The sequence below is a fragment of the Picosynechococcus sp. NKBG042902 genome (assembly GCF_963864045.1).
Taxonomy (GTDB): Bacteria; Cyanobacteriota; Cyanobacteriia; order Cyanobacteriales; family MRBY01; genus MRBY01.
Map to the genome: position 1 here is coordinate 13,304 of NZ_CAWLTV010000052.1, position 19,341 is coordinate 32,644.

27 protein-coding genes and 1 pseudogene are annotated in these 19,341 nt (G+C 45.9%); 18 read left to right on the forward strand and 10 right to left on the reverse strand.

Annotated features, from left to right (window positions below; genetic code table 11):
* Positions 1-23: 23 nt before the first annotated feature.
* Positions 24-467, forward strand: a complete 444-nt coding sequence (locus tag AACR41_RS02170; protein ID WP_339367622.1) for a MucR family transcriptional regulator — start codon at positions 24-26, stop codon at positions 465-467.
* Positions 468-501: 34 nt separating this feature from the next.
* Positions 502-1,020 (forward strand): annotated as a pseudogene (locus AACR41_RS02175) (hypothetical protein); the annotation flags it as partial.
* Here the strand turns inward: AACR41_RS02175 and AACR41_RS02180 are convergent.
* The 8 genes from AACR41_RS02180 to AACR41_RS02215 all read right to left on the reverse strand — a co-directional run bounded on the left by AACR41_RS02180 (position 1,003) and on the right by AACR41_RS02215 (position 9,174).
* Positions 1,003-1,800, reverse strand: a complete 798-nt coding sequence (locus AACR41_RS02180) for a phosphoadenosine phosphosulfate reductase family protein (RefSeq protein ID WP_030007973.1) — start codon at positions 1,798-1,800, stop codon at positions 1,003-1,005. The pseudogene AACR41_RS02175 and the gene AACR41_RS02180 sit on opposite strands and share 18 nt — an antisense overlap.
* 12 nt (positions 1,801-1,812) lie before the next feature.
* Positions 1,813-5,007 (reverse strand): hypothetical protein, encoded by a 3,195-nt coding sequence (locus AACR41_RS02185; RefSeq protein WP_052349722.1) that lies wholly within the window; start codon positions 5,005-5,007, stop codon positions 1,813-1,815.
* Positions 5,008-5,034: 27 nt separating this feature from the next.
* On the reverse strand, positions 5,035-5,949 hold the full coding sequence (locus tag AACR41_RS02190) for a DUF4007 family protein (protein WP_030007975.1): 915 nt from the start codon (positions 5,947-5,949) through the stop codon (positions 5,035-5,037).
* Positions 5,950-6,059: 110 nt separating this feature from the next.
* The gene (locus tag AACR41_RS02195; protein WP_030007976.1) at positions 6,060-6,470 is read right to left on the reverse strand and encodes a hypothetical protein; all 411 of its coding nucleotides are present in this window, start codon (positions 6,468-6,470) and stop codon (positions 6,060-6,062) included.
* On the reverse strand, positions 6,461-7,222 hold the full coding sequence (locus AACR41_RS02200; protein WP_030007977.1) for a ParA family protein: 762 nt from the start codon (positions 7,220-7,222) through the stop codon (positions 6,461-6,463). The genes AACR41_RS02195 and AACR41_RS02200 overlap by 10 nt, the downstream gene beginning before the upstream one ends.
* A 122-nt stretch (positions 7,223-7,344) precedes the next feature.
* Positions 7,345-7,641 carry a type II toxin-antitoxin system RelE/ParE family toxin gene (locus AACR41_RS02205; RefSeq protein WP_030007978.1) on the reverse strand — a complete coding sequence of 99 codons (297 nt, stop codon included), beginning with the start codon at positions 7,639-7,641 and terminating at the stop codon, positions 7,345-7,347.
* Positions 7,638-7,970, reverse strand: a complete 333-nt coding sequence (locus AACR41_RS02210) for a type II toxin-antitoxin system ParD family antitoxin (protein ID WP_152551027.1) — start codon at positions 7,968-7,970, stop codon at positions 7,638-7,640. The genes AACR41_RS02205 and AACR41_RS02210 overlap by 4 nt, the downstream gene beginning before the upstream one ends.
* A gap of 784 nt (positions 7,971-8,754) precedes the next feature.
* A complete protein-coding gene (locus AACR41_RS02215) occupies positions 8,755-9,174 on the reverse strand; it encodes a hypothetical protein (RefSeq protein WP_030007980.1) in 420 nt (139 codons plus the stop codon).
* Between the two features lie 208 nt (positions 9,175-9,382).
* On the opposite strand from AACR41_RS02215, the gene AACR41_RS02220 reads away from it, so the two are divergent.
* The 13 genes from AACR41_RS02220 (at position 9,383) to AACR41_RS02280 (ending at position 15,419) form a co-directional block, all read left to right on the forward strand.
* Entirely contained in the window at positions 9,383-9,727 is a 345-nt protein-coding gene (locus tag AACR41_RS02220; RefSeq protein ID WP_030007981.1) for a hypothetical protein, read from the forward strand.
* Positions 9,728-9,741: 14 nt separating this feature from the next.
* Positions 9,742-9,945, forward strand: coding sequence for a hypothetical protein (locus AACR41_RS02225; protein ID WP_030007982.1), 204 nt, complete (start codon positions 9,742-9,744; stop codon positions 9,943-9,945).
* A gap of 78 nt (positions 9,946-10,023) precedes the next feature.
* The gene (locus tag AACR41_RS02230) at positions 10,024-10,575 is read left to right on the forward strand and encodes an antirestriction protein ArdA (protein WP_030007983.1); all 552 of its coding nucleotides are present in this window, start codon (positions 10,024-10,026) and stop codon (positions 10,573-10,575) included.
* Between the two features lie 73 nt (positions 10,576-10,648).
* Positions 10,649-10,990 carry a hypothetical protein gene (locus AACR41_RS02235; protein WP_030007984.1) on the forward strand — a complete coding sequence of 114 codons (342 nt, stop codon included), beginning with the start codon at positions 10,649-10,651 and terminating at the stop codon, positions 10,988-10,990.
* Between the two features lie 74 nt (positions 10,991-11,064).
* Positions 11,065-11,235, forward strand: a complete 171-nt coding sequence (locus AACR41_RS02240; RefSeq protein WP_012308513.1) for a hypothetical protein — start codon at positions 11,065-11,067, stop codon at positions 11,233-11,235.
* A gap of 5 nt (positions 11,236-11,240) precedes the next feature.
* Positions 11,241-11,669, forward strand: a complete 429-nt coding sequence (locus AACR41_RS02245) for a Sak single strand annealing protein (RefSeq protein ID WP_030007985.1) — start codon at positions 11,241-11,243, stop codon at positions 11,667-11,669.
* A 65-nt stretch (positions 11,670-11,734) separates the two neighbouring features.
* Positions 11,735-11,965 carry a hypothetical protein gene (locus AACR41_RS02250; RefSeq protein WP_030007986.1) on the forward strand — a complete coding sequence of 77 codons (231 nt, stop codon included), beginning with the start codon at positions 11,735-11,737 and terminating at the stop codon, positions 11,963-11,965.
* Positions 11,966-12,053: 88 nt separating this feature from the next.
* The gene (locus AACR41_RS02255) at positions 12,054-12,311 is read left to right on the forward strand and encodes a hypothetical protein (RefSeq protein WP_030007987.1); all 258 of its coding nucleotides are present in this window, start codon (positions 12,054-12,056) and stop codon (positions 12,309-12,311) included.
* A 137-nt stretch (positions 12,312-12,448) separates the two neighbouring features.
* Positions 12,449-13,048: a MarR family transcriptional regulator gene (locus AACR41_RS02260; protein ID WP_030007988.1), complete on the forward strand. Its 600-nt coding sequence runs from the start codon at positions 12,449-12,451 to the stop codon at positions 13,046-13,048.
* Complete coding sequence (locus AACR41_RS02265) at positions 13,035-13,511, forward strand: hypothetical protein (RefSeq protein WP_152551028.1); 477 nt, start codon at positions 13,035-13,037, stop codon at positions 13,509-13,511. Before AACR41_RS02260 ends, AACR41_RS02265 begins: the two co-directional genes overlap by 14 nt.
* A gap of 446 nt (positions 13,512-13,957) precedes the next feature.
* Complete coding sequence (locus tag AACR41_RS02270; RefSeq protein WP_030007990.1) at positions 13,958-14,770, forward strand: DNA cytosine methyltransferase; 813 nt, start codon at positions 13,958-13,960, stop codon at positions 14,768-14,770.
* Positions 14,739-15,068, forward strand: coding sequence for a hypothetical protein (locus AACR41_RS02275; RefSeq protein ID WP_030007991.1), 330 nt, complete (start codon positions 14,739-14,741; stop codon positions 15,066-15,068). Before AACR41_RS02270 ends, AACR41_RS02275 begins: the two co-directional genes overlap by 32 nt.
* A gap of 90 nt (positions 15,069-15,158) precedes the next feature.
* Entirely contained in the window at positions 15,159-15,419 is a 261-nt protein-coding gene (locus AACR41_RS02280; protein ID WP_030007992.1) for a hypothetical protein, read from the forward strand.
* A 29-nt stretch (positions 15,420-15,448) separates the two neighbouring features.
* Here AACR41_RS02280 and AACR41_RS02285 read toward each other — a convergent pair whose 3' ends face one another.
* Positions 15,449-15,739 carry an HNH endonuclease gene (locus AACR41_RS02285; RefSeq protein WP_072007999.1) on the reverse strand — a complete coding sequence of 97 codons (291 nt, stop codon included), beginning with the start codon at positions 15,737-15,739 and terminating at the stop codon, positions 15,449-15,451.
* Positions 15,740-16,151: 412 nt separating this feature from the next.
* On the opposite strand from AACR41_RS02285, the gene AACR41_RS02290 reads away from it, so the two are divergent.
* The 3 genes from AACR41_RS02290 to AACR41_RS02300 all read left to right on the forward strand — a co-directional run bounded on the left by AACR41_RS02290 (position 16,152) and on the right by AACR41_RS02300 (position 18,861).
* Positions 16,152-16,901 (forward strand): hypothetical protein, encoded by a 750-nt coding sequence (locus AACR41_RS02290; RefSeq protein WP_030007994.1) that lies wholly within the window; start codon positions 16,152-16,154, stop codon positions 16,899-16,901.
* A 95-nt stretch (positions 16,902-16,996) separates the two neighbouring features.
* The gene (locus tag AACR41_RS02295; protein WP_223209959.1) at positions 16,997-17,701 is read left to right on the forward strand and encodes a hypothetical protein; all 705 of its coding nucleotides are present in this window, start codon (positions 16,997-16,999) and stop codon (positions 17,699-17,701) included.
* Positions 17,702-17,805: 104 nt separating this feature from the next.
* Entirely contained in the window at positions 17,806-18,861 is a 1,056-nt protein-coding gene (locus AACR41_RS02300; RefSeq protein WP_030007996.1) for a metal-dependent hydrolase, read from the forward strand.
* Positions 18,862-18,901: 40 nt separating this feature from the next.
* On the opposite strand, the gene AACR41_RS02305 is transcribed toward AACR41_RS02300, so the two are convergent.
* Positions 18,902-19,341: C39 family peptidase (locus AACR41_RS02305; protein ID WP_152551029.1), on the reverse strand; the 440-nt coding region annotated here is incomplete at its 5' end.

Here is a 19,341-nt window from a genome sequence, read left to right on the forward strand (position 1 = left end):
CCAAAAGTCTAGTGTTATCATATATGCAAACATTTTGGGAGATTATCATGCGTCAATCATTTACCTGTCCATTCTGTAAAATATTGGTGCTTCCAGAGAATAGCCATGTTGCTTGTCGTAAAACTTGCGGCTCTCCAGAATGCCAAGCAAAACTTTATTCTGAACACATTAAGCAGGTAGATCAACGTAAACAAAGGCAAAAAATCCAGAGCTTAAAACAGCAGGGGATCGATTTGGTGACTTGTCAAATTTGCCAAGAAGAATTTGAAATGATTCATCATGGTCATTTAAAAACACATGGCTTGACAGTGGCAAATTATAGAGAAAAATTTCCTGATGCTCCTATTTTGAATTCACGAATTAGGAATATTAAAGCGAAGACAGCAAGGGGGAGATCTCAGTATCTATCCTATAAAGGAAAAAAGCTGATGCTAGATTATATGAGTTTTTTACAGCTACGCTTTTAGGTGATGGTTCTTTGGAAAAAGCGAAAGGAAAAAGAATGCTCGCTATGCAGAAGGTGGTTCAAATAAGCAGTATATGCAGTGGAAATATGATTTTTTGAAAGACTATTTTTCATGTACTTTTCAAGAGCGTCTTTCATCACCTCATAGTAAAACGGGCAAGTCTCATAACGCTTGGTGGTTAAGAACTAAAGTTCATCCAGTCTTAACGGAGTTACATTCACAATGGTATTTGCCAGACAAGCATATATGCAGAGAAATGATTGAGCAATATCTAACTGAATTTGCATTAAGTGTTTGGTTTTATGATGATGGCTGTGCAAGCAGTGGAACATTTTTATATCTGAACGATTTCCCAGAAAGTGATGCTGTTTTCATTTCTGAAATTATTCAATCACGGTTCAAATTGAAAAACTCTGTTCTCAAAAATAAGAACGATCAATGTTTGATTCGCATTAGTAATTATTCGAGAAAAACTTTATTTATGATTCTCGATCAATACCCTATAACAGGGATGGAATATAAGCGACAAAAGTTATTACAGATGGCAAGCTAAACAAGGCAATTCTGCATCTTCTTCCTCTAATACTGCCTCTAAAGACTCTGCTAGAGGTCGATTAGGGGCAGCTTTCGTTTCTCGCTGCATTGCTTTTTCATGCTTGGCGATAATTTCATCCTTACGGGCTAGCAGTTCCCGAAGTGTCTCTCCTTGAGTCCATGTATAGGTACGCCCATCACTATGGTTTTCCTCATAGGCGATCGCCTGCTCGAAAAGGTCTGGATGCTCTTGGGCTAACATCACCCATTCGTATTTACGTTGGAAGAAGCAGAAAAAACAACCCGAACGACTCCGCCAACGGTAATAGTCCGGCATTCCGATGCCACTTTCTTCCAAAATTCGGACAATATCAGCCTTGACTAGACCACGTTCCTTGAACGGAAAAACAGCCTTGATATTCGGTTTTGTCGAGATATAGCCATCACGATTTTCATCCGCCCGAATCCCTACATAACTCACCGCAGGATCATCACCCACAAACTTTTCCAGCGGTTTTATTTTCATCATGATGGTACACCAGCGCATTTGTGGTGACGGCAGCATCCCACCATGCAGAGCGAGCAAATGATCAAAACCTCGATTTTCACTCAGGTAATGAATTTTGATGCCTAACCGAGCCTTAATCCGGTCGAGGTAATCGTAGGTTTCCTGAAGTTCCTTATGGGTATCACAGAAAAAATACTCCATGTCTGGGATTTCCTTGTGAAGCAGTACCGCTAAAGCTGATGAATCCTTGCCCCCAGATAAACCGAGAACGTGACGCACTTTCTGAGACATTTAAATCAACCGTTAATTGTTAGCATATAAGATAACATTGTGATCAAAAAAAAGCCCCTGATCTGTCCATGACTCGGCAGGTTTGTCGGCAATAATCATCACCAAGGACTCTAACCATTGGCGATCGCTAACCTCACTATCGAGAACCGCCTTCATAAAGCGTTTCAGGGTCGGTTCAATACATTGGTTCACGAGGTAGCGGCAACGTACTTGAAGATCTTCTTTAAGTTTAGCTTCCTCACTGCGCACCCCAAAGGCTTTAAAAATGAGTTGGCGACTTTCCGTCAACAATGCATCATAGGCTCCGTAAATTTCCCGTAGCACCTGCACCAAACGTCCTTTTAATTCTTTGGCATTGTTCAATTGTTTCTCACTGCGTTTTGTGGTGATGGGTTCTAAGCCCAAAGCTTGTGGTAAGTCTCTAAATAACAATTCATCCGGCTCTACTGTTTGTTGCAAAATTTTCAGGACGGCGATTCCCTCATCACTAATCCGCTTCGTTTGTTTCGTATAACGGGGAAGCTTTTTGACAAATTGATAGAGGGGAGTCACTACCGTTAACAAAGTACTATTCCGCACATCACCAGAGGTCTTAGCATTAGGAGATTTCAGAACACTTTCTAGCTCCTTAAATACCTCAGACCGCAGTCCGGCGATCGCAAAGGATTTCACTGCAAACCGCTCAGGATAACGAATCAGTAACTCGAAATGCTCCACCCCCAAAACTGGGATAAACGTTCCATCTTGGTAAACCCCCACATCATCCATGTGACGCAATAAAACCGCCGCTAACAGCACCGGAACAACCCCTTGTTTCACTCCATAGGGAGGCTGTTCGAGGAGGACATAAAGCTGGTCAAGGGAACGGGCTTTTTCTGTGGACTGGTTACAAAATTCTTCAATCACCTGCCACACTGTCTCCAAGCCAGAATTTTCACGGGGAGCGACAAATTCCCAATGGTCATCATCAATTGGTTGATGAATACCACTATTTTCCAGAACAGAAGCATACATCGCCACTTCTGGCCCATAACCCTCAAAATCCAGACGGGGGCGATCGCCTTTTTCGATCATGGCAGTGATTAGTTCTCGCCGTGCCTTGACCCCTTGAGAAGTCAGTTCCCGACGATTAATCAATTCATTATCAAGCTGTATCCTTTGGTGATAAATCTCATCACAAAGATCTGATAACTTCGATTGAAAGGTTCTCACTCGCTGAATCTCAACTTTTTTTCCTCTAATCCAGCAACTATTTTGACCCTGTGACCAACTCAATGCTTGGGCGATCGCCTCATCAAGTATCCGACCCGCTTCCGTGAGACGGTGCAACACTTCCCGCCGAGCGACCCCATCCGTTTGTAATTTTGGTTCCTTCTTATAAATCGTTTTTAAGGCGCGATATTCCCGTCCCCGTTTCTGCAAGACTTCAAAATCATGGATCTTGATGATGATTAACGGTTTCCCTTCCGCTGTTGTTTCAGGAATATTTTCGAGGGGTTCTACATCAAGCCAATAGAGAATCAAACCGTCAAAACTCGGATCAGAACAAGTCAATTTTTCCCATGCTGTTGTGCCATCTCCATAACGCTGTTCAAAATATCTGAGGGTTCCCGTTTGGTTATAGTGCCGTTGTGCTACCAGCGGTTTCAGCGGCGAAACTTCTGCTAAGAGTTGCGTTAAAGCTGTTCGTTGTTGATCCACCAGCTCGGTGATCGCCCCTTCCACATTAAAATCAGATCCCTGCCAAATCCGCAGTTCATCCAATTGCTTCCGGTGGGTAATTAAACCCTTATGCTTGAGTCCTTCAATCGCCTTCAACCAAAACTTTTTCTCCTCCAAATCCGGCAAATCACATAATGCCCAAGCCGCCAGATCAGAAGTCGCTCGGAGCTTACCTGTCGCTGTCACGAGATTTAAAACCCCAATCGTTTTCAGGAGTTTAATCGTTTCCGGCGATCGATCCTTAGCATCTTCAATTAACCCTTGAATTTCCACCCATCGCTGTAAATTTAATCGCGACGCTAACCCTGTCACCGTCTCCACAAAATAATCATAGAGTTGATGAAGTTTTAGGGTGGGCAAAATCTGATTCTCAATTTCTGTCTCTTCCAAAAAATCTTTAAAAGAATTCGGCTCATCACTTGTTAAAAACGTAAACAAAGACCGATCATTCTGGGCATAGCGCGTACAGAGTATCGGCAAAACCATCGCCGTCAAAGGATGCAGTGGATAAACATTCGCCAAAAGTTCTGCCGTAATTTCCTGCTCCGAAACCGTTTTCCCTAAAGCCTTGTACCATTCCCCCGCAAAATTATTGACAAAAGCCTCGATTGGTTTAGCTTTTGTCCGGTCAATCACCTGACCAATTAAGCGAGTCATCTGGTTCGGGGATTCGGAGAAAGGAATATCTTCAAAACGACCTTGGATTTTATTCCATTCATTCTGTTCTGTCACCGAGAGGCGATCGCTATAGCCTCCAAAAGATTGATGGAGTAACCCAATAAAATAAACCTGATGCTCCCCTTTTAATTCAAGCTCGGCAATTTGTTGCAGTAAATATAAATCTTCTTGCCCTTGGTGACGTGCTGCATATTCTAAGTTTTTTCCTAATTCATCAACAATCAATAAAATATGAGTTTTGGCATATTCCGCTAATTCTTGGAGAGCATTTAGAATTTCTTGAGGAGTGATAGAAGCAGAGCTTTCTTGAATTTCAGATTCCCATTCATTTAGCTGTCGAACCAGTTCAGAACCTTTAAGTTTGTTCGGTAAAAATGCATTTGCTCCCCTCGCTAAAGCACGGGCTAATGTCCAAGTTAAAGGTTCTTGCTCGCCTGTGGCGACAGCATTCAAGAATCCTTTGTTGGGGAGCTTGGTGATCGCCTCTAATTCAGGGCTATTTTCCGGTAAAAAATAATGGGCAATCTCTACAGCGACTTGATAAGCCTTATTCTTATGTCCCGCACAAAGACTGGTGAGGTAGTGGACAAAAGCTGATTTTCCAGTGCCATAAACACCTGTTAATGTCCAAGCCCGATTAGCCTTAGCTCTAGAAAAAGCAGGCAAAATCCTAGCTAAAGTTGCCGCCGACCGTTCCGTTAAAACATAGCCCTCAACAGCGTCAGCCCGATGTAAATCACGCTCTAAATTAACAGAACGATGATAACGACGGTGAATTTCAAAATATTGAGTTAGAGTTACAGTCACGACAATTTCTCAAGGATAAAAACTAAATTATTGAGCAGTGTAATAATTTTCTAAAATGTTTTCAGCTAAAATTAAAGGTTCGTCTGTATTAAAGCTAAGCTGTAACTTGCCAGCAGCATCCTCTAATTTCAGCATGTCATATTTTTTGGCTAATATTTCAATGGCAGCACAGATCGCACTCTCAGTTAATTTAAATACTTTACCTGGACTGCCTTGATCATATAACAGACTACCGAGAGGAATCGTTCGTGCTGACTCATTCACTTGGTAAGCAAAATGTAACGCTGCATAGAGGATTATTTCAGGCACTAAAGAGGGTTTATAGCCAACGCGAAAAGTGTAGTGGCGATTATCTCCTGTGGGATAAATTAAGCCGAGTTCAACAAAGGGACAATCTAAAGAGTCTTCTGCGACAGATATTTTATGACTTGATTGTTTGGCATACATTCTGAGTAAACAACTCGCATCTTTTTTGAGGGAAGATAACGCTGTTTTACTAGATAGACGATCGCCGAAGTCTTCTAACTCCTCTAATAGTTCCCGATCCGTAAATTCCGCCCGGTTGAGAACATTAAACACAAAATACCAAGCCGTTGCTTCACAGGGAGCCTCAAGCAGCTTCCAGTGGAGCAGCCATAGGGATGCGGGATCTTCTAGATAGGTATCCCAACCGCGATCGCCAAGTAATTTTTCACCAAATGTAGTCGGTTGATCATCCTCCAGAAGTTTGAAAGCACTGCACCAATAACGGATGGAGCGCACCATATTTTTCCCCACCCCCAACTGCACCGGAGCATCCTCATCAAGGAAAATATGGGAATTTTGTTTTGCCCGATCAAAACCTTTCTTAAGCCAACCAAAACGAGGATGAAAAGTTTCATGTCTTGCAAAGATTAGTTTCTGAGGCTGTTGGACAATGCCCAAGCTTATTTGTAGCGCCATAAGGTTTTTAGAATGAATGCGTTTATCATACCCTTCTGATGGAGATTCTCAGGGAAATGGTTACTTCCAGTTTGACTAGGACTCAGGCATTGATTATACTCCCACAATTTTCAAGAATCTTGATTCTTTAATCTTGATTCAAGAGTCTTGAGTTGAGCCTGGAGTGTTTCGGGAGAATCAATATCCTGCCAGTCTAAGGGCATCGCCTTAAACAATTCCAGTGCTGCCTGTACCCAAATTTCCTTAGGAATTTTGCTCCCGTGAAGTCGTTTACCTTGTTTGACTAGATCGTCCAGCCAATCATTCACCTCAATCGGCAGGCGCAAATTAACCTTCTCTTTTTCCTCACTTTCCAAGAATCTTGATTCTTGATTCTTGATTCTTGACTTACTAGAAGCCTTGCGGGGAGTTGGTTTTACCTCTGGAGTATTCTCAGTTGTCTTAGTGAAAATGCTTTGGGAAGAGGTACTGGGGGAGAGGGGATTTTTACCGAGGGCAGAACCCTTTTTACCTAATGCCATTGCTTAACCTCCTTGGTGAAATCTTGATAGGCGATCGCCCCTTTACCAGAGGGGTCATAATCAAAAATTGATTGGGAGTGGCTGGGTGCTTCCCGCAGTTTGACCGTCTCTGGAATTAACGTTTTAAAGACTGCATCACCAAAATGCTCTGAAAGAGAGGCCAAAACTTCCTTACTGAGGTTATTGCGAGCATCGAAACGAGTCGCTAAGACTCCGGTCACTTGAATAGGATGATCTAAGGCAGAACGAATCAATTCTAAGGCTCTCTCGATGGCACTAATCCCCAACAATCCTAGATAACTCATATCCACCGGAATAATCACACCCTCACTCGCCATCAGTGCATTAATCGAAAAAACCCCAATATTCGGCGGACAATCAATCAATACATAATCATAGTCATCCTCAATTTGGGCGATCGCCTTCCGCAGGAGCAACTCACGACCCGGCAACCCAGAGATCGGAATTTCCTCTTCTGCCATCAGGATATTAGAAGGGACAACATCTAAATTTTCTTCAATGGTGATCGCCACATCAGGAATAGTTGCATTACGCCGGAGCACATCCTTAAGCTGCTGATCCAATTCCCAAATCTCAACACCGAGGGAAGCCGACGCATTCCCTTGAGGATCAATATCAATCAATAAAACCCGTTGCTTATGGAATCGAGCTAAGCCAACCGCCAAATTGTAAGTTGTGGTTGATTTGCCGACCCCTCCCTTCATATTGAAGATAGACAGTTTGATGGTCATAGCCAAAAAGCAAGATTATTCATTCAATAATATTGAATCAAGATTAAAGAATCAAGAATCTTGAAAATTATTCATGAGAGCGATTTCTAATCCTCCGTAAAGTCATAGATTCAAGCGATTGCCTATTCTTCCGAAAATATATTCTCTAAATTCCGATAGCCACTAACCACCCGCACAATCTCAATACTGTCGTCACTCACTTGATAAAAAACGACATAGCCCATCACCAATAAACCCCGAAGATTAGGTCGCAGGTAATCATAGGATTTGCCGATGTAGGGAAACCGTGCCAAATACTGACATTTCTGACCAAAGGTTTTTACGAAGCGATCGCCTGCCTCGATACTTTGGCCAAGAAAATAATCCGAAATCTCTTGAAGATCCTTGCTAGCAGATAGCGTAATACGCAGTTGTCTCATGCAGACTCAGCCCGAGCCAGATCAACTTTATTTTGGAGCTGTGCCATGACCATATCAAAACCAATGACCTGACCAACCTCAATATCCTGCAGCCCTTCATCAACCTTGAGGCGAGTCTCCTCCAGCCATGCCAAATAATCTGGATCAAGATCTGAATTTTGCTCAGTGACCTGCTCTGCCAACAAAACTAATGCCGCATCAATGGTTTCCTCAAGGGAAGTATATTGACCTTGACGAGCCAAAGACTCAAGAATTTTACTTTGCTGTGTACTAAGGGTGATTTGCATGGCATTAAGGCATTTCAGCAGTATTTCTCCAAGATAACCCATAGATTTCTGGAAGGACAGATGCTAAAGTCAGAAAGAATTCAATAATCTTGAATCAAGAATCTTGAAAATTATCCATGAGGGCGATCGCCGCCCCAGTGTTTCTGCTGCACAAAAATCATCAGAATCAGCCATAGTCCTCTGGTTTAAATTCAGGGGACAGGAAATATCGTGTCGTCCGCGCTATCGCGCCGATGACGGTTGTCTTTCGTTATTGAAAAAGCCGCATACTGCCGCTTTACCTGTCCCCATTCAGGTTATTGCCTACCTTCCGCCCACTGCCCACTAAGTCTTATCCTGCTGTCCCAGAAAGCCCTGTCCCCAAAGGTTGCTTACCGCCAGCAGGACAGTTACTTGTCAAACCCCAAACAACCACTGGTCGATATAGGCGGAGCGACAGGCTAGAAATAAGGATGCCGCACGATTGCGGCGTAATTACGCTTCCTTTGCCGCGAAAAGGCATTTTAGCAACACCAGTCCGCCGGAGTCTGTTAGCCCGTGTCTTCTTACGTTGGCCTCCTACGTCGGCGATCTTCGGCTGTCGGGCAGTTTTTATACGTTGGGGCCTAAGCAAGCTACGTCCCTATCCCGGCGTTTGTGGCGTGCTTTTTTGGTTTCTTGGGCGGCACGTCGCTAGAAGAAAGAGAGAGGGGTGGGTTGGAGGGGGTAGGGGCGCGCGCAGTGTGTCTTTTTGTCCTTTTGTGGGTTGTTCGGTTGTGGTCTGGCCTGGGGGCTTCCGGTTTATGCCTTGCCCCCTGCCGCTTGTGGGCCTTGCGGCCCTGCGGGTTTAGATCAGAGTTAGCTGTCTTTGTTCTGCCCAGCTCGGCACTTGGCTACCGTCGAGAGGGTAGATTGTCACCTTTAGCCCTTTTTTGATTGCATAGGCGATCGTTCCCCATGTGCCGCTACCGTGCCCGCTGAAGGGTTTTGTAGGGGTGCAGGTTTCCGGGCAGGGTTTATTCGGGAAGGCGATCAGCTCGGTTGCATCGTTTACCATCCGCTGACTTCTGGCGGCGAACTGCCATCTTTCCCGGCCTTCTACATGGTAGATGGTGAGGTCTGTTTTTCCTGCGTAGTGTTCTGCTACTAGGGCGTCTAGTCCTTTGGCATCTCCCACCCCGACCGCTGGAGGGTTTGCGGGGAGTAGGTTTAGCACTTGTTTGGTTTCTTGTGCAGTTAATTGTCTTGGGCCGCTGAATGCGAGCATAGCTTGTTCTCTCTCTTTACTAGCTACCTCTATATTTTACCTTGTTAACTAGGTGTATTGACTGCTTTATGTATTAGCTTTTCTTATGAGTTGTTCGGGTATTTTTGCTTGTTAACAAGGTAGTTTACGGCTATAATAGGAGCAGGCAAGGAGGAAAGTACCAGTTTCCAACCTCGCCCTAACAACCACAACTAAGTAGAGATTAGTTATGACTGCTTTAGATATTTTACGGCAGCTATCGAAGATGGCTGACCGGACGGCCTATAACACTACGATTGGCCGTTACCAGTTTGAGTCTAGAGACGAAGAACTTCCGGCAGGGGTTCGGGTTTGCTGGAATACCCGTTATCGTTTCAGCTTTACCGCTGTTACCGATTTTCATGGGGAAATTTGCGCCGAGGCCGAGGCCGAGTTTTCCCAGCCCCTCACCAACGCAGACATCGAGAATGAATGGCGTGACCTTGCCTATGGTTGCAGTTATTTTGAGGCGCACAGCTTAGATATCAAGTATCCCTGCTGTGACTTGTTTCCTTCTGACTGGTTGCCGTACTAGGGGAGGGATTAGTGATGAGAACGTTTTATCCACCGCTTTATTACTACATTCTCAAGTCGCCCTATTCTGGCACTTGTGTTATTTCTCAGCTTTCGGCCTATTGGCTTGCAGAGCAGGTTGCTGATGGTTGGCAGGTGATCGCCAGTTACGCAACCTTGCAAGAAGCGCAAAAGCATTTATTTAGCTTGCCCAAGGGACGCGGAATCATTAGCGCCTAACCCTACTGCCTAGCCCTCCTTTGGAGGGTTGGGAGGGTTTTCCCACCTTGTTTAATCTTTTCAGGAATTTAGAAAATCATGCTTACTTTAACCGATACCCCTCGGATCTATGTCGCTTGCCTTACGGCCTACAATAACGGTTTTTTACATGGGACTTGGATTGATGCTGACCAAGATGCTGATGATATCCAAGAGGCAGTAGAAGAAATGCTCAAGACTTCCCCAGCCTGGAAGCTTGGCGACATTTGCGAAGAATGGGCGATCCATGATTATGAAGGTTTCGAGGATATCCGCCTTAGCGAGTGGGAAGACTTCGAGACTGTATCAGCCCTAGCCCAGGCGATCGCCAACCATGGCCCTGCCTTCGCCGCTTTTTATAGTAACAATCAATATGGTGATGTTGCTTCAACGGTTGAAGCCTTCGAGGATGCTTACCAGGGTATTTACGAAGACAAAGAAGACTTTGTTTATTCCCAGCTTGAAGACCTTGGCACCCTCGATGCTTGGGAAAAGGCAGGCATGATGACCTGCTACATCAACTTTAAGGCGATCGCCCGTGATTGGTTCATTTGTGACTACTTCTCAGAACCGACATCCAAAGGTCAGGTTTACGTTTTCGCCTACATATAACCATTACCCCAAAGCCTAGCCCTCCTTGGGGAGGGTTAGGAGAGATCATATTCACTTCTCAGGAATCACAACGATGAAATATCAAGACTGGCTCGATTTATTAGAAACCCTTGAAACCGTAAACAAGCACCTATCACCCATGGCCTTAGACGTGGAAGCCACCATTGATCCCCAGATTTTCAAGCTGATTTTTGTTTCCCCCAACGGAAAACGCCAGACAGATTACTTCCCAGCCTGTGAAGCTGTGGCGATCGCCCAAGAAGTCGCCAACGGGAATCTATTCACAATCATTTGGGACTGGATGGAGTATGGCGCACTCCCACGGGAACAAACCCAAGCACACCTGAACGAACTCCATGCCGAAGATGAACCGAACCGCGCCTGTGATGAAGCCTATCTGATGGCTTATGAGTAACACCCATGCGCTCCTATTAATCCTTAGCCTGCCCTAGCAGGTGAGAAGGAGTCAGTCAGACCCACAAACGAACCATGAACAAACCCAACGCTAAAGCCTTAGCCCAGGAACTTATCAAACTCCGCAACTACATCGAGCAGCACTATTCCCGCACCTGGAATGTAGAACAAGCCCTTGGTAAACCTGGCACCACCCGACTCTACAAACTCTTTGAACAAGCAGAAGAAATTCTATTGGAAGACTAAATATTATGGCTACCACCACAACCCCTCAAACCCAGCGCCCACGTACTCCCGGCGAATGGACATTACAGCAAACCATTGAAACATTATCCCGACCTATCCCTGATGCTCTTCTAGGTACAAAAGACCGCTCTATCACTTATTTACCCTGGCACAATGCCGTCAAAATCCTTGATAAATACTGCCCTGCCTGGACTTGGGAAATTGTGAAGATGGAAACCACAGGCGATCGCCTTTTCCTTACAGGACGGTTAACCTTAACTGTTGCCGAGGGACGAGTCTACCGCGAAGCCACTGGCACCGAAACTCTCAAATTAGTGAAGCGCACCGGAGAAGTGGTCGAGCATCCCTATGGCGATCCGTCGAGTAACGCTGAATCCATGGCTTTCCGGCGCGCCTGTGCCAAGTTTGGCTTAGGACTCTACCTCTACCAATAACGATAAAATTCGCCCTGGGCACAACCTTTTGCTAAAGTGCCCAGTTTCCCATTGGTGTAAACGATATGGATACGAACACAGCTAAAGCCCTTGGTTATAAGTTCACCCACACCGCCCTCACTGAACTCAACCCAGACGATGACCCCACAGCATTTAAGCGGTTTATCCTCGACCACCAGGCAACTCCCCAAATTCGTAACGCCCCACCCCCAATCAAACAGGCATTCAAGGAAGGCATTCTCGAAGCAATGCTCGAATTCGCATTGGCAGAACACCAAGACGTTTGTGGTGCATGATCCCCGTAGCAGCATTTAGCCCTTTCTGGGCTACTCCTCATTCACTCTGCTAAACAGTAGAATAGACTTGTTAACTAGAGGAAAAGCCATGTCAAAACTAAACACTCTCCCTAAGAAATTTCAGGAAGTAGCCCGTGCAAAATATGGCGACCTCAAAAAAAACGAAGAAATGCACCCTTCTGTTTTTGGCGTCAGATTGCCCGTGGACATTGCTGAAAAACTACTGAAAGAAGATGGCAGCAAAAATACTCCCTTACTCAGGAGCATCCTCATTGAGGTTATTCGCAATCAACCAGAGCTCTTTGCGGCGATCCAAGCGAAAGTCGCAAAGCTTGAAATGAAGTAATGAATTGCAATATTCGTCGCTAGTAGTTGCGAACTTACACTAGCCTTGAGTATAAATATTAAAAAACCCTCGTCTCTGTATGTTTTTCGGCATCGAGACAAGGGCAAGAAAACTTATCTTATTACGTCGATACTAACATGAACAATATTTCTTGTGCATCCCCCACGTCTGAAAAATTCTATAAACTCACTGAAGCTGAGTATCTAGCAGCTCTCCAACTCAAGCCCGCCGAACGCGATTTACTCTTTTATCTCCGCGTTCGTGATCCCTTTGGCGATGGCCTTGAAATCAACGTTGCTGAAATTGCCGAAGCATTAGGCCGACACCGCGCCACAATTAACAGCGCCCTCAATGTCCTCAGAAAACAAGGCTGGTTAGAACATGGCTTCAAAACCGTCAGGACGATCGCCCTCAAAACCAAAGAGGCGATCGCCGAAGCCGTTCAATCAGTGCAAGAGGCCATCACCCCAACCCCCAATCTAAAAACAGATCCCCCAGAAGACCCAAAAAATTTTACGCAAATTCCCACGCGACAAACGAAGTCTCAGGACGACAACTGTCGCGTACAGACGACAAACGAAGTCTCAGGACAACAAGCAAAGTCTCCACACAACAATCAATCGCTAAAACCCAGTGATAGCAATGCTTCTGAACCCCCTAAGACTTATTCAGACTATATAGATCTTATTCAGACTCTTCCAGAAAAAGAGAGAGAGAAATTTTTTGAAATTTTGTGAAAAAAGAGCATCTGCACTCCCCCGACCTGTTCAAATGATCGACAAGTGGATTGCTGCTAACTTCGATTGGCTGAAAAACCAGTTCTACAAGACCACTGCTAAAAAGGCAGTAGAGCCACAGGCTGAAGCACAACAAAAACCAAATCTAACTCAAGAACAAGACGGTATCGTCAAGGATCTATTAGCCCGGGGCGAGATAGTAAAAGTGTACTATTCAGTGTCACACCATGGTTGGTATGTCCTTTGGAAAGATAACTCTGTGCAGGAACTCCATCGGGCGCTTTCTTGGTATCAAAGCCGTGAATCAGGGGCGATCGCCAAAGGTTTTCAGAGCATCCAAGAAATTCTCAAGCAGAAACAAGCCCAAGTCCTAGAGGGATTCAATAAAGCCAAGCCAAATCGGGTAAAACAAGACAAATCCGGTGCTGGAGGGGGAGATGACTGGCCAGAACTTCAATTTTGATGAATGGGTTGCGTCCATCCCCGACGGTTCCCCCAAGTCAAAATCCACCGGATAGTTGCATTCAATCTGAGCCCAAGACTCCGATGATTGCGGGCCGCTACACTTACTGAGGAGCATCCTTATGAAGGTCATTCGTGAGCATCCTGACCTCCTAGAAGAAATCAAGCAGGAATTAGGCGACGTCTAAGTACCCAATTCATTTGTTTAAGTCAGGTGTTTTCTAGGAACAGCGAAGTGTTGGGCCTGATTGCTCTTAGTGTTGATTTTTGGATATTTCTGCACCTATAATACCCCCGTATCTTTTGTATAAACTTATACACATTTTGCGGAGGTTCCCTTTTTTCAGGGTGCGTACACATGGGTGAAGAAAGGTTTGAGCAGTGGCTAAAATCCCTCCCACCAGAACCTGGGGCACCACTACTCGACTACCTGAACGATCTACAACAATGCTCAGACACTGCGAACTCTTCGGCGGCATTGGGGGATTCTCCCACGCGATCGCCAAATACTACTCCGAAACCATCAAAACCACCGACTACTGCGACATCGACGAACAGGCGCGCAGCTTCGCTGTCCCCGGAGGGAGCGCCGTTTACTCGGAATTTTTCCCCAAAGTCACCATTCACAAAGACATCCGCGCCTACCACCCCCAACAAAAAGAATTCGACCTCATCACCTGCGGCTTCCCCTGCACCGGAACCTCCCATGCAGGCAGCAAAACTGGACTCCATCACCCCGAATCACAGTTATGGCGCGAAGGACTGCGTATCCTCTGCCAAGTCCAACCCCAATACTTCATCTGGGAACAACCTGTGGGCATTGCCACTAGAGGTTTACGAGCAATCCTTGGGGGATGCAGAATGGCTGGCTATCAAACAACGGGTTTTACAATCGCCGCTAGCGAACTTGGCGCATCCCACCGACGGGAAAGAACATTTGTTATTGCCTACCTTGACTACGGGCAGCGGCACGAAGCGCAATGCTGGACAGACGAAGTTAGAACAAAGGCTGAAGCAATTAGGCGTTATTCCCCCTGGCTATCAATTCAGCCCCGAGGCGATGGCGATGTACATGGGTTTTCCGTGGAATCTCTTCAGCTCAATCACCGGACAACGCTTCACCCAACTGCCTACCTCGTCCCCAGTGGCCTCAAAGGCCGTAACGATGTCAGACGCCTCGCCGGGAAAACTGTTACCCCAGCCCAAGCGGCGATTGCCCTCCACTTCGTTGACTGGCACCACCAACAAAAGACGCGGTAGGCCACGGGGCAGCAGCGGAAAAGCCTCTGGCTGTTTAGTTCCCTTCACTGAAACCCGCCGTGGTAAAACCTATCCCATCATTCAAGGGGAACGGGTACCCAAAGATATTGCCCTCGATTATCCCCATCACTATCGCTGGTTTTATCAATGGAAAGAGTGGCAGGAGAAGCAGCAACGATGGTCAACGAGATCAAAACGCATCAAGTTTCATCAAGTTGCAGCGGTACATCAATTGATCCAAGCCAATCAAAATGTGGTTCGTATCTTGAACTTTATCGAGACAGGCAGACTTGAATAATTTGGTGTAAGACAAAAATTCTCGCCTCAATTGCCAAAGCCGATCCAGTTCTGGATTTGGTGTAAGACAAAAAATAATTAGTTTAGACAGATGAACAACAACGAAATTCTTCAATCCCTAATCAACCACGACTCCAAAATCCCCCTTTCCCTAAGTGCCTTTGAGATATTCGTGCTCGTTGCCTACCTCCAGACGGCACAACACTGGATTCGTGGTGAAAGTGGCCTCGTGGTTCAAAATCTTGTGGAGAAGCTAATCAATGCTGTTTCCCAATCAATTCCAGAAGCCGGGGCACTACTTGAGCAAGGAAATCAGCCCGGTTATGACATCACCAAGGAATATTTTGAGTAAAGGCTTTTTCAATGTCCCTCAGCCCGTCCCTATGAAATCAGTTCTAGTTGACCAATGGTAATGGAACCGCGTCTTCCCTGATGCTTGGCGCAGTGGCAGGCACTACAAAGGGCGATCAGGTTTTCGGGGCGATTGTCTTCGGGTTTGTAATTCTGGTGGTGGACAGCGAGGCGATGTTTAGCGATCTCACTACGGCTCAGTCCTTTAGTTTTTTGCCCGGGTTCAATACACTTCAAGCCGCATTCTTGGCATCGCCATCGAGCCGCTTGTTTTACTTTGAGGGCAATGTCAGGCCAGTTCTCAGGATACCGATTTTTCATCTCTCGTTCCTTCAGACTTGATGATTACCATCGTACTTTATGCTTCCTTTTATACAGAAAATTGCTGAGTGCTGATGAGCCATATTACCGGGCCTTTACTACCGCTTTTTTCTCAGGATTAAATATCTCTATCTTTTTTAGCACTCTCTCAAATGGCAATGAGGCGATCGTCGCAATTCTCAACTCACTCTCTTTCGCCATTAGTCGCGTCGGAAAGTGAATATTCCGCTGATGATTATTTTTCCGGTCGCTATTAAGCTTCCGGTCTGGTTAGGAGGGGATCAACGCTTTAGTTTCCGGTTATGCTTAAATATGGCCGGAATCGGCACCGGAATGTTTACCGGAAACCTGACCGGAAAGTCCACCGGAAAATGCGGCCATATTATGGATCTATAGAAAATAAAAAATTTTCATGTACGACCGGAATCAAGCCCAGCGGAAACTCGGCATCGGAAAGTCCCAATATTATACCTACCTCAAGGCCACCGGAATCAAACCGGAACGTCGTGATGGCCGGACAACCATTACCCAGGCGGAACTGGAAACGTTATTGGCCTACAAGGAATCTCTAAACGCACCGTCGGAATCTACGCCGGAAACTACTAAGGATTTATCAGAATCCCAACCGGAATCTATAGCCCCAATGCCACCGGAAAAAGAAGATTCTTCTCCTGTAAATTCACTGGAATCTCAACCGGAAAAGTCTGATGTAATTCCTCCACCTCCTCCAAATTCCGGTGCTATTCCAGACCATCAGCATGATGACATTCCAGTCACTTCTGATGAGGCTATTACTGATAGTCCGGTCACCCAGGGTGGGGAACTTTCAACAGATTCCGGTGATAAGTTTCCGGTGCTCTATGAGGAGGAGATAATCTCTGAATTTCCAACCACTTCCATGGATAACCTCGACCTTTCCGATGAGTCCGATCTTGATGCTCTCATCCGCATTGCCCAGGCCAAGAAAGCGAAGCAAATCCTCCAGCCGGAATTGGTCATGGCCCACCTTGTTGAACAGATGACAGAGGATGATCTACCGGAAGATTTACGCCGCAAGATTGAGCAGACCCGGAGGGCGATCCGTGACCCTTTAGCCAATCCCGCCGCGATCGCCAGCCAGATCCTTACCAAATATCGCAGCGGGTCAATCCAGAAAACCTAAGCCAAATCATTTCCATCATCCAGGAAGGCCACCATTGTCTTGTCCTGGGGGAAGCGGGCTTATTCGAGGGACTACCAGAGGCGATCGCCGCTGCGGTGGACATTGAACCCTGGGCGATTGTCGCCTACCAGGGCAGCACGAAAACGTTTCTTATGGAGCTGGCCAAGCAGTTTCGGGTGGACACCACGGAACCCAAGTACAACAAAGAGGGAGAAGTCATTGGCGATCGCCAGTTGACGGCGGATGAAATCAAAGAAAAGTTAGCCCAGGAAATTGAGAAGGGCAGCCTGCTGATTATCCCTGAAGCGAAGCGCCTACCTGCTTCTATCCGTTACTGGCTGGAAACCCTCATGCGCATGGGTAAGGTGATTGTCGTGGCGATCGCCGTCGCGGTGATTAAGCGGGACATCTATCTGCAAATGCTGGAAGTGGAATTAGAGCGGCCCTCCATTGAGGCAATTCGAGGCGTCATTCTGGAGGAAGCTGAAAAAAATGACTTATCCCTCACTGACCACCAGATCGCCAAACTATTAACCGTTGCTGGCCGAAATCCTCTTTTGGCGAGAAAAGCGGTCAGGAATGAGAAGCTGGGCCTAAATCCAGAGCCAGAGCACAGTCTGTACCTCGACATTAGCCCCATCATCATCTCGGCTTTGATGGCCTTCTCCATCGTCCGGTTCATTGGTTTGGGCACTGGCGATCGCGGTTTGTACGTGATTGGTGGCATTGCCCTGGTGTTGGGGGTAATGCTCCGGCAGATCGGCAAAATTCGAGGCGCGAGGCGGAAGTATGGTCAATAAACTTCTCCCCTAGAGGGGAGCTAGAGGGGTGTTCTCCCCTCTGGGGAGATGCCGATAGGCAGAGGGGGTATTTTTTGTCTTACACCACACGGGAGGAATGAATCATGATGAGTGTGACCCATGCCATTATTGGCGTTTGTGGCACCACCCTACTCTTGCAAACCGCTGACCCAGTGGTGCTAGGCTTAGCGATTATTGGCTCACAAATTCCTGACCTCGACAGCTCCCATAGCCTCGTGGGTCAGGTGTTTTTTCCTGTTTCCCATTGGCTCGAAGACCGTTACCCCCACCGCACTGTTACCCACTGTCTTCTGTTTAATGCCGTCCTCAGTGCGATCGCCGGGGTACTTTGGTATTTCCTTGGTATCCCGACCTCCTGGGCGATCGCCTTACCCTTGGGTCACTTTCTCGCTATCTTCTCCGACACCTTTACCAAGCAGGGCGTACAGTTGTTCTATCCCCTACAAGCCTGGTGTGTTTGCGGCATGAACCCCAAACGGCGCATGAAGACTGGCGGCAAGGCTGAATATTGGGTCTTGGGGATCGCCGTCTTGATTCTGTTCCTCAACCTCAATCTATTGAGTAATGGTGGTTTCCGCGATGTTGCCAGCCGCACCCTCAATCTGCGGGATCACAGCATCAAAGCTTACAATGTCAATGCTGCCCAGTACGCGACTTGGCTCCATGTGGAAGGGGTTTGGGCCACTGACCGTAAACCCGTCAATCAAACATTTTTCATCGTGGCCGAGGACAATGGCTATCTCGTCACCGATGGCCAGGGCGTTTATAAGGTAGCTGAGAATGGCGATATTATTCCCACCCTCGTTCGCCTTGATATTCGTAATGAACAGACCACTGAAACCTTTACCCAGGGTTTTAATGATGAGCCGTTAGGGGAAGGGTTAGGGGCGATCGCCCAGCGTTATCCCAACAGCCTTATCCTGGTTTCCGGCAGTGTCACCATTGATTTTCCTGATGAACTGCCCAGTTCCTTACCACCAGAGATTCAGGTTTATGGCACGAGGGTCACTCTCACCTATGCTGACTTGAATCAGGCGATCTCCATTTTCCAAGATCAGTGGGCGATCGGGCAGCTTGATTTTAAGGTCTTTACTCCTATACCGACTTTGACCTTTCAGAAAAAACTTAAGTTAGATTAATTCTTTAATATGTAATAAAAAGAAGATTTTTATAGATTTATCAAGGCCATGAATACAAAGATTTTTTATTTAAAAGACCTTGTATTCTTGAAGATTGTTCAGGATGAAAATATAGATTGGCGCTTATGGAATGTCCAGTATTTATTTTTTCCATAATCTCAAATGAGAATTCGATATTTTCTCCATGAAAAACTGTATAATCGCTAAAATAATCACCTAACGGGTCATTTACATAAAAGATTTTTTTAGTGTAGTCATATCCAGTAATAACAATACTATGGCGATCTCCAGACTTGAGTTTTATTGTAGTTATAATTGGAATTTTTTCAGAAAGTAACTGAATACAATTATTGATATCTGCATTGTTAAACCAAAAACTATGCAATCCAAAGCTTTCAAAGATTAATATATTCCCAAGCATTGGTACAAGATATCCTTTTTTCTTATCTACATATTTTTTGACCCAAGTATATTCTGGAT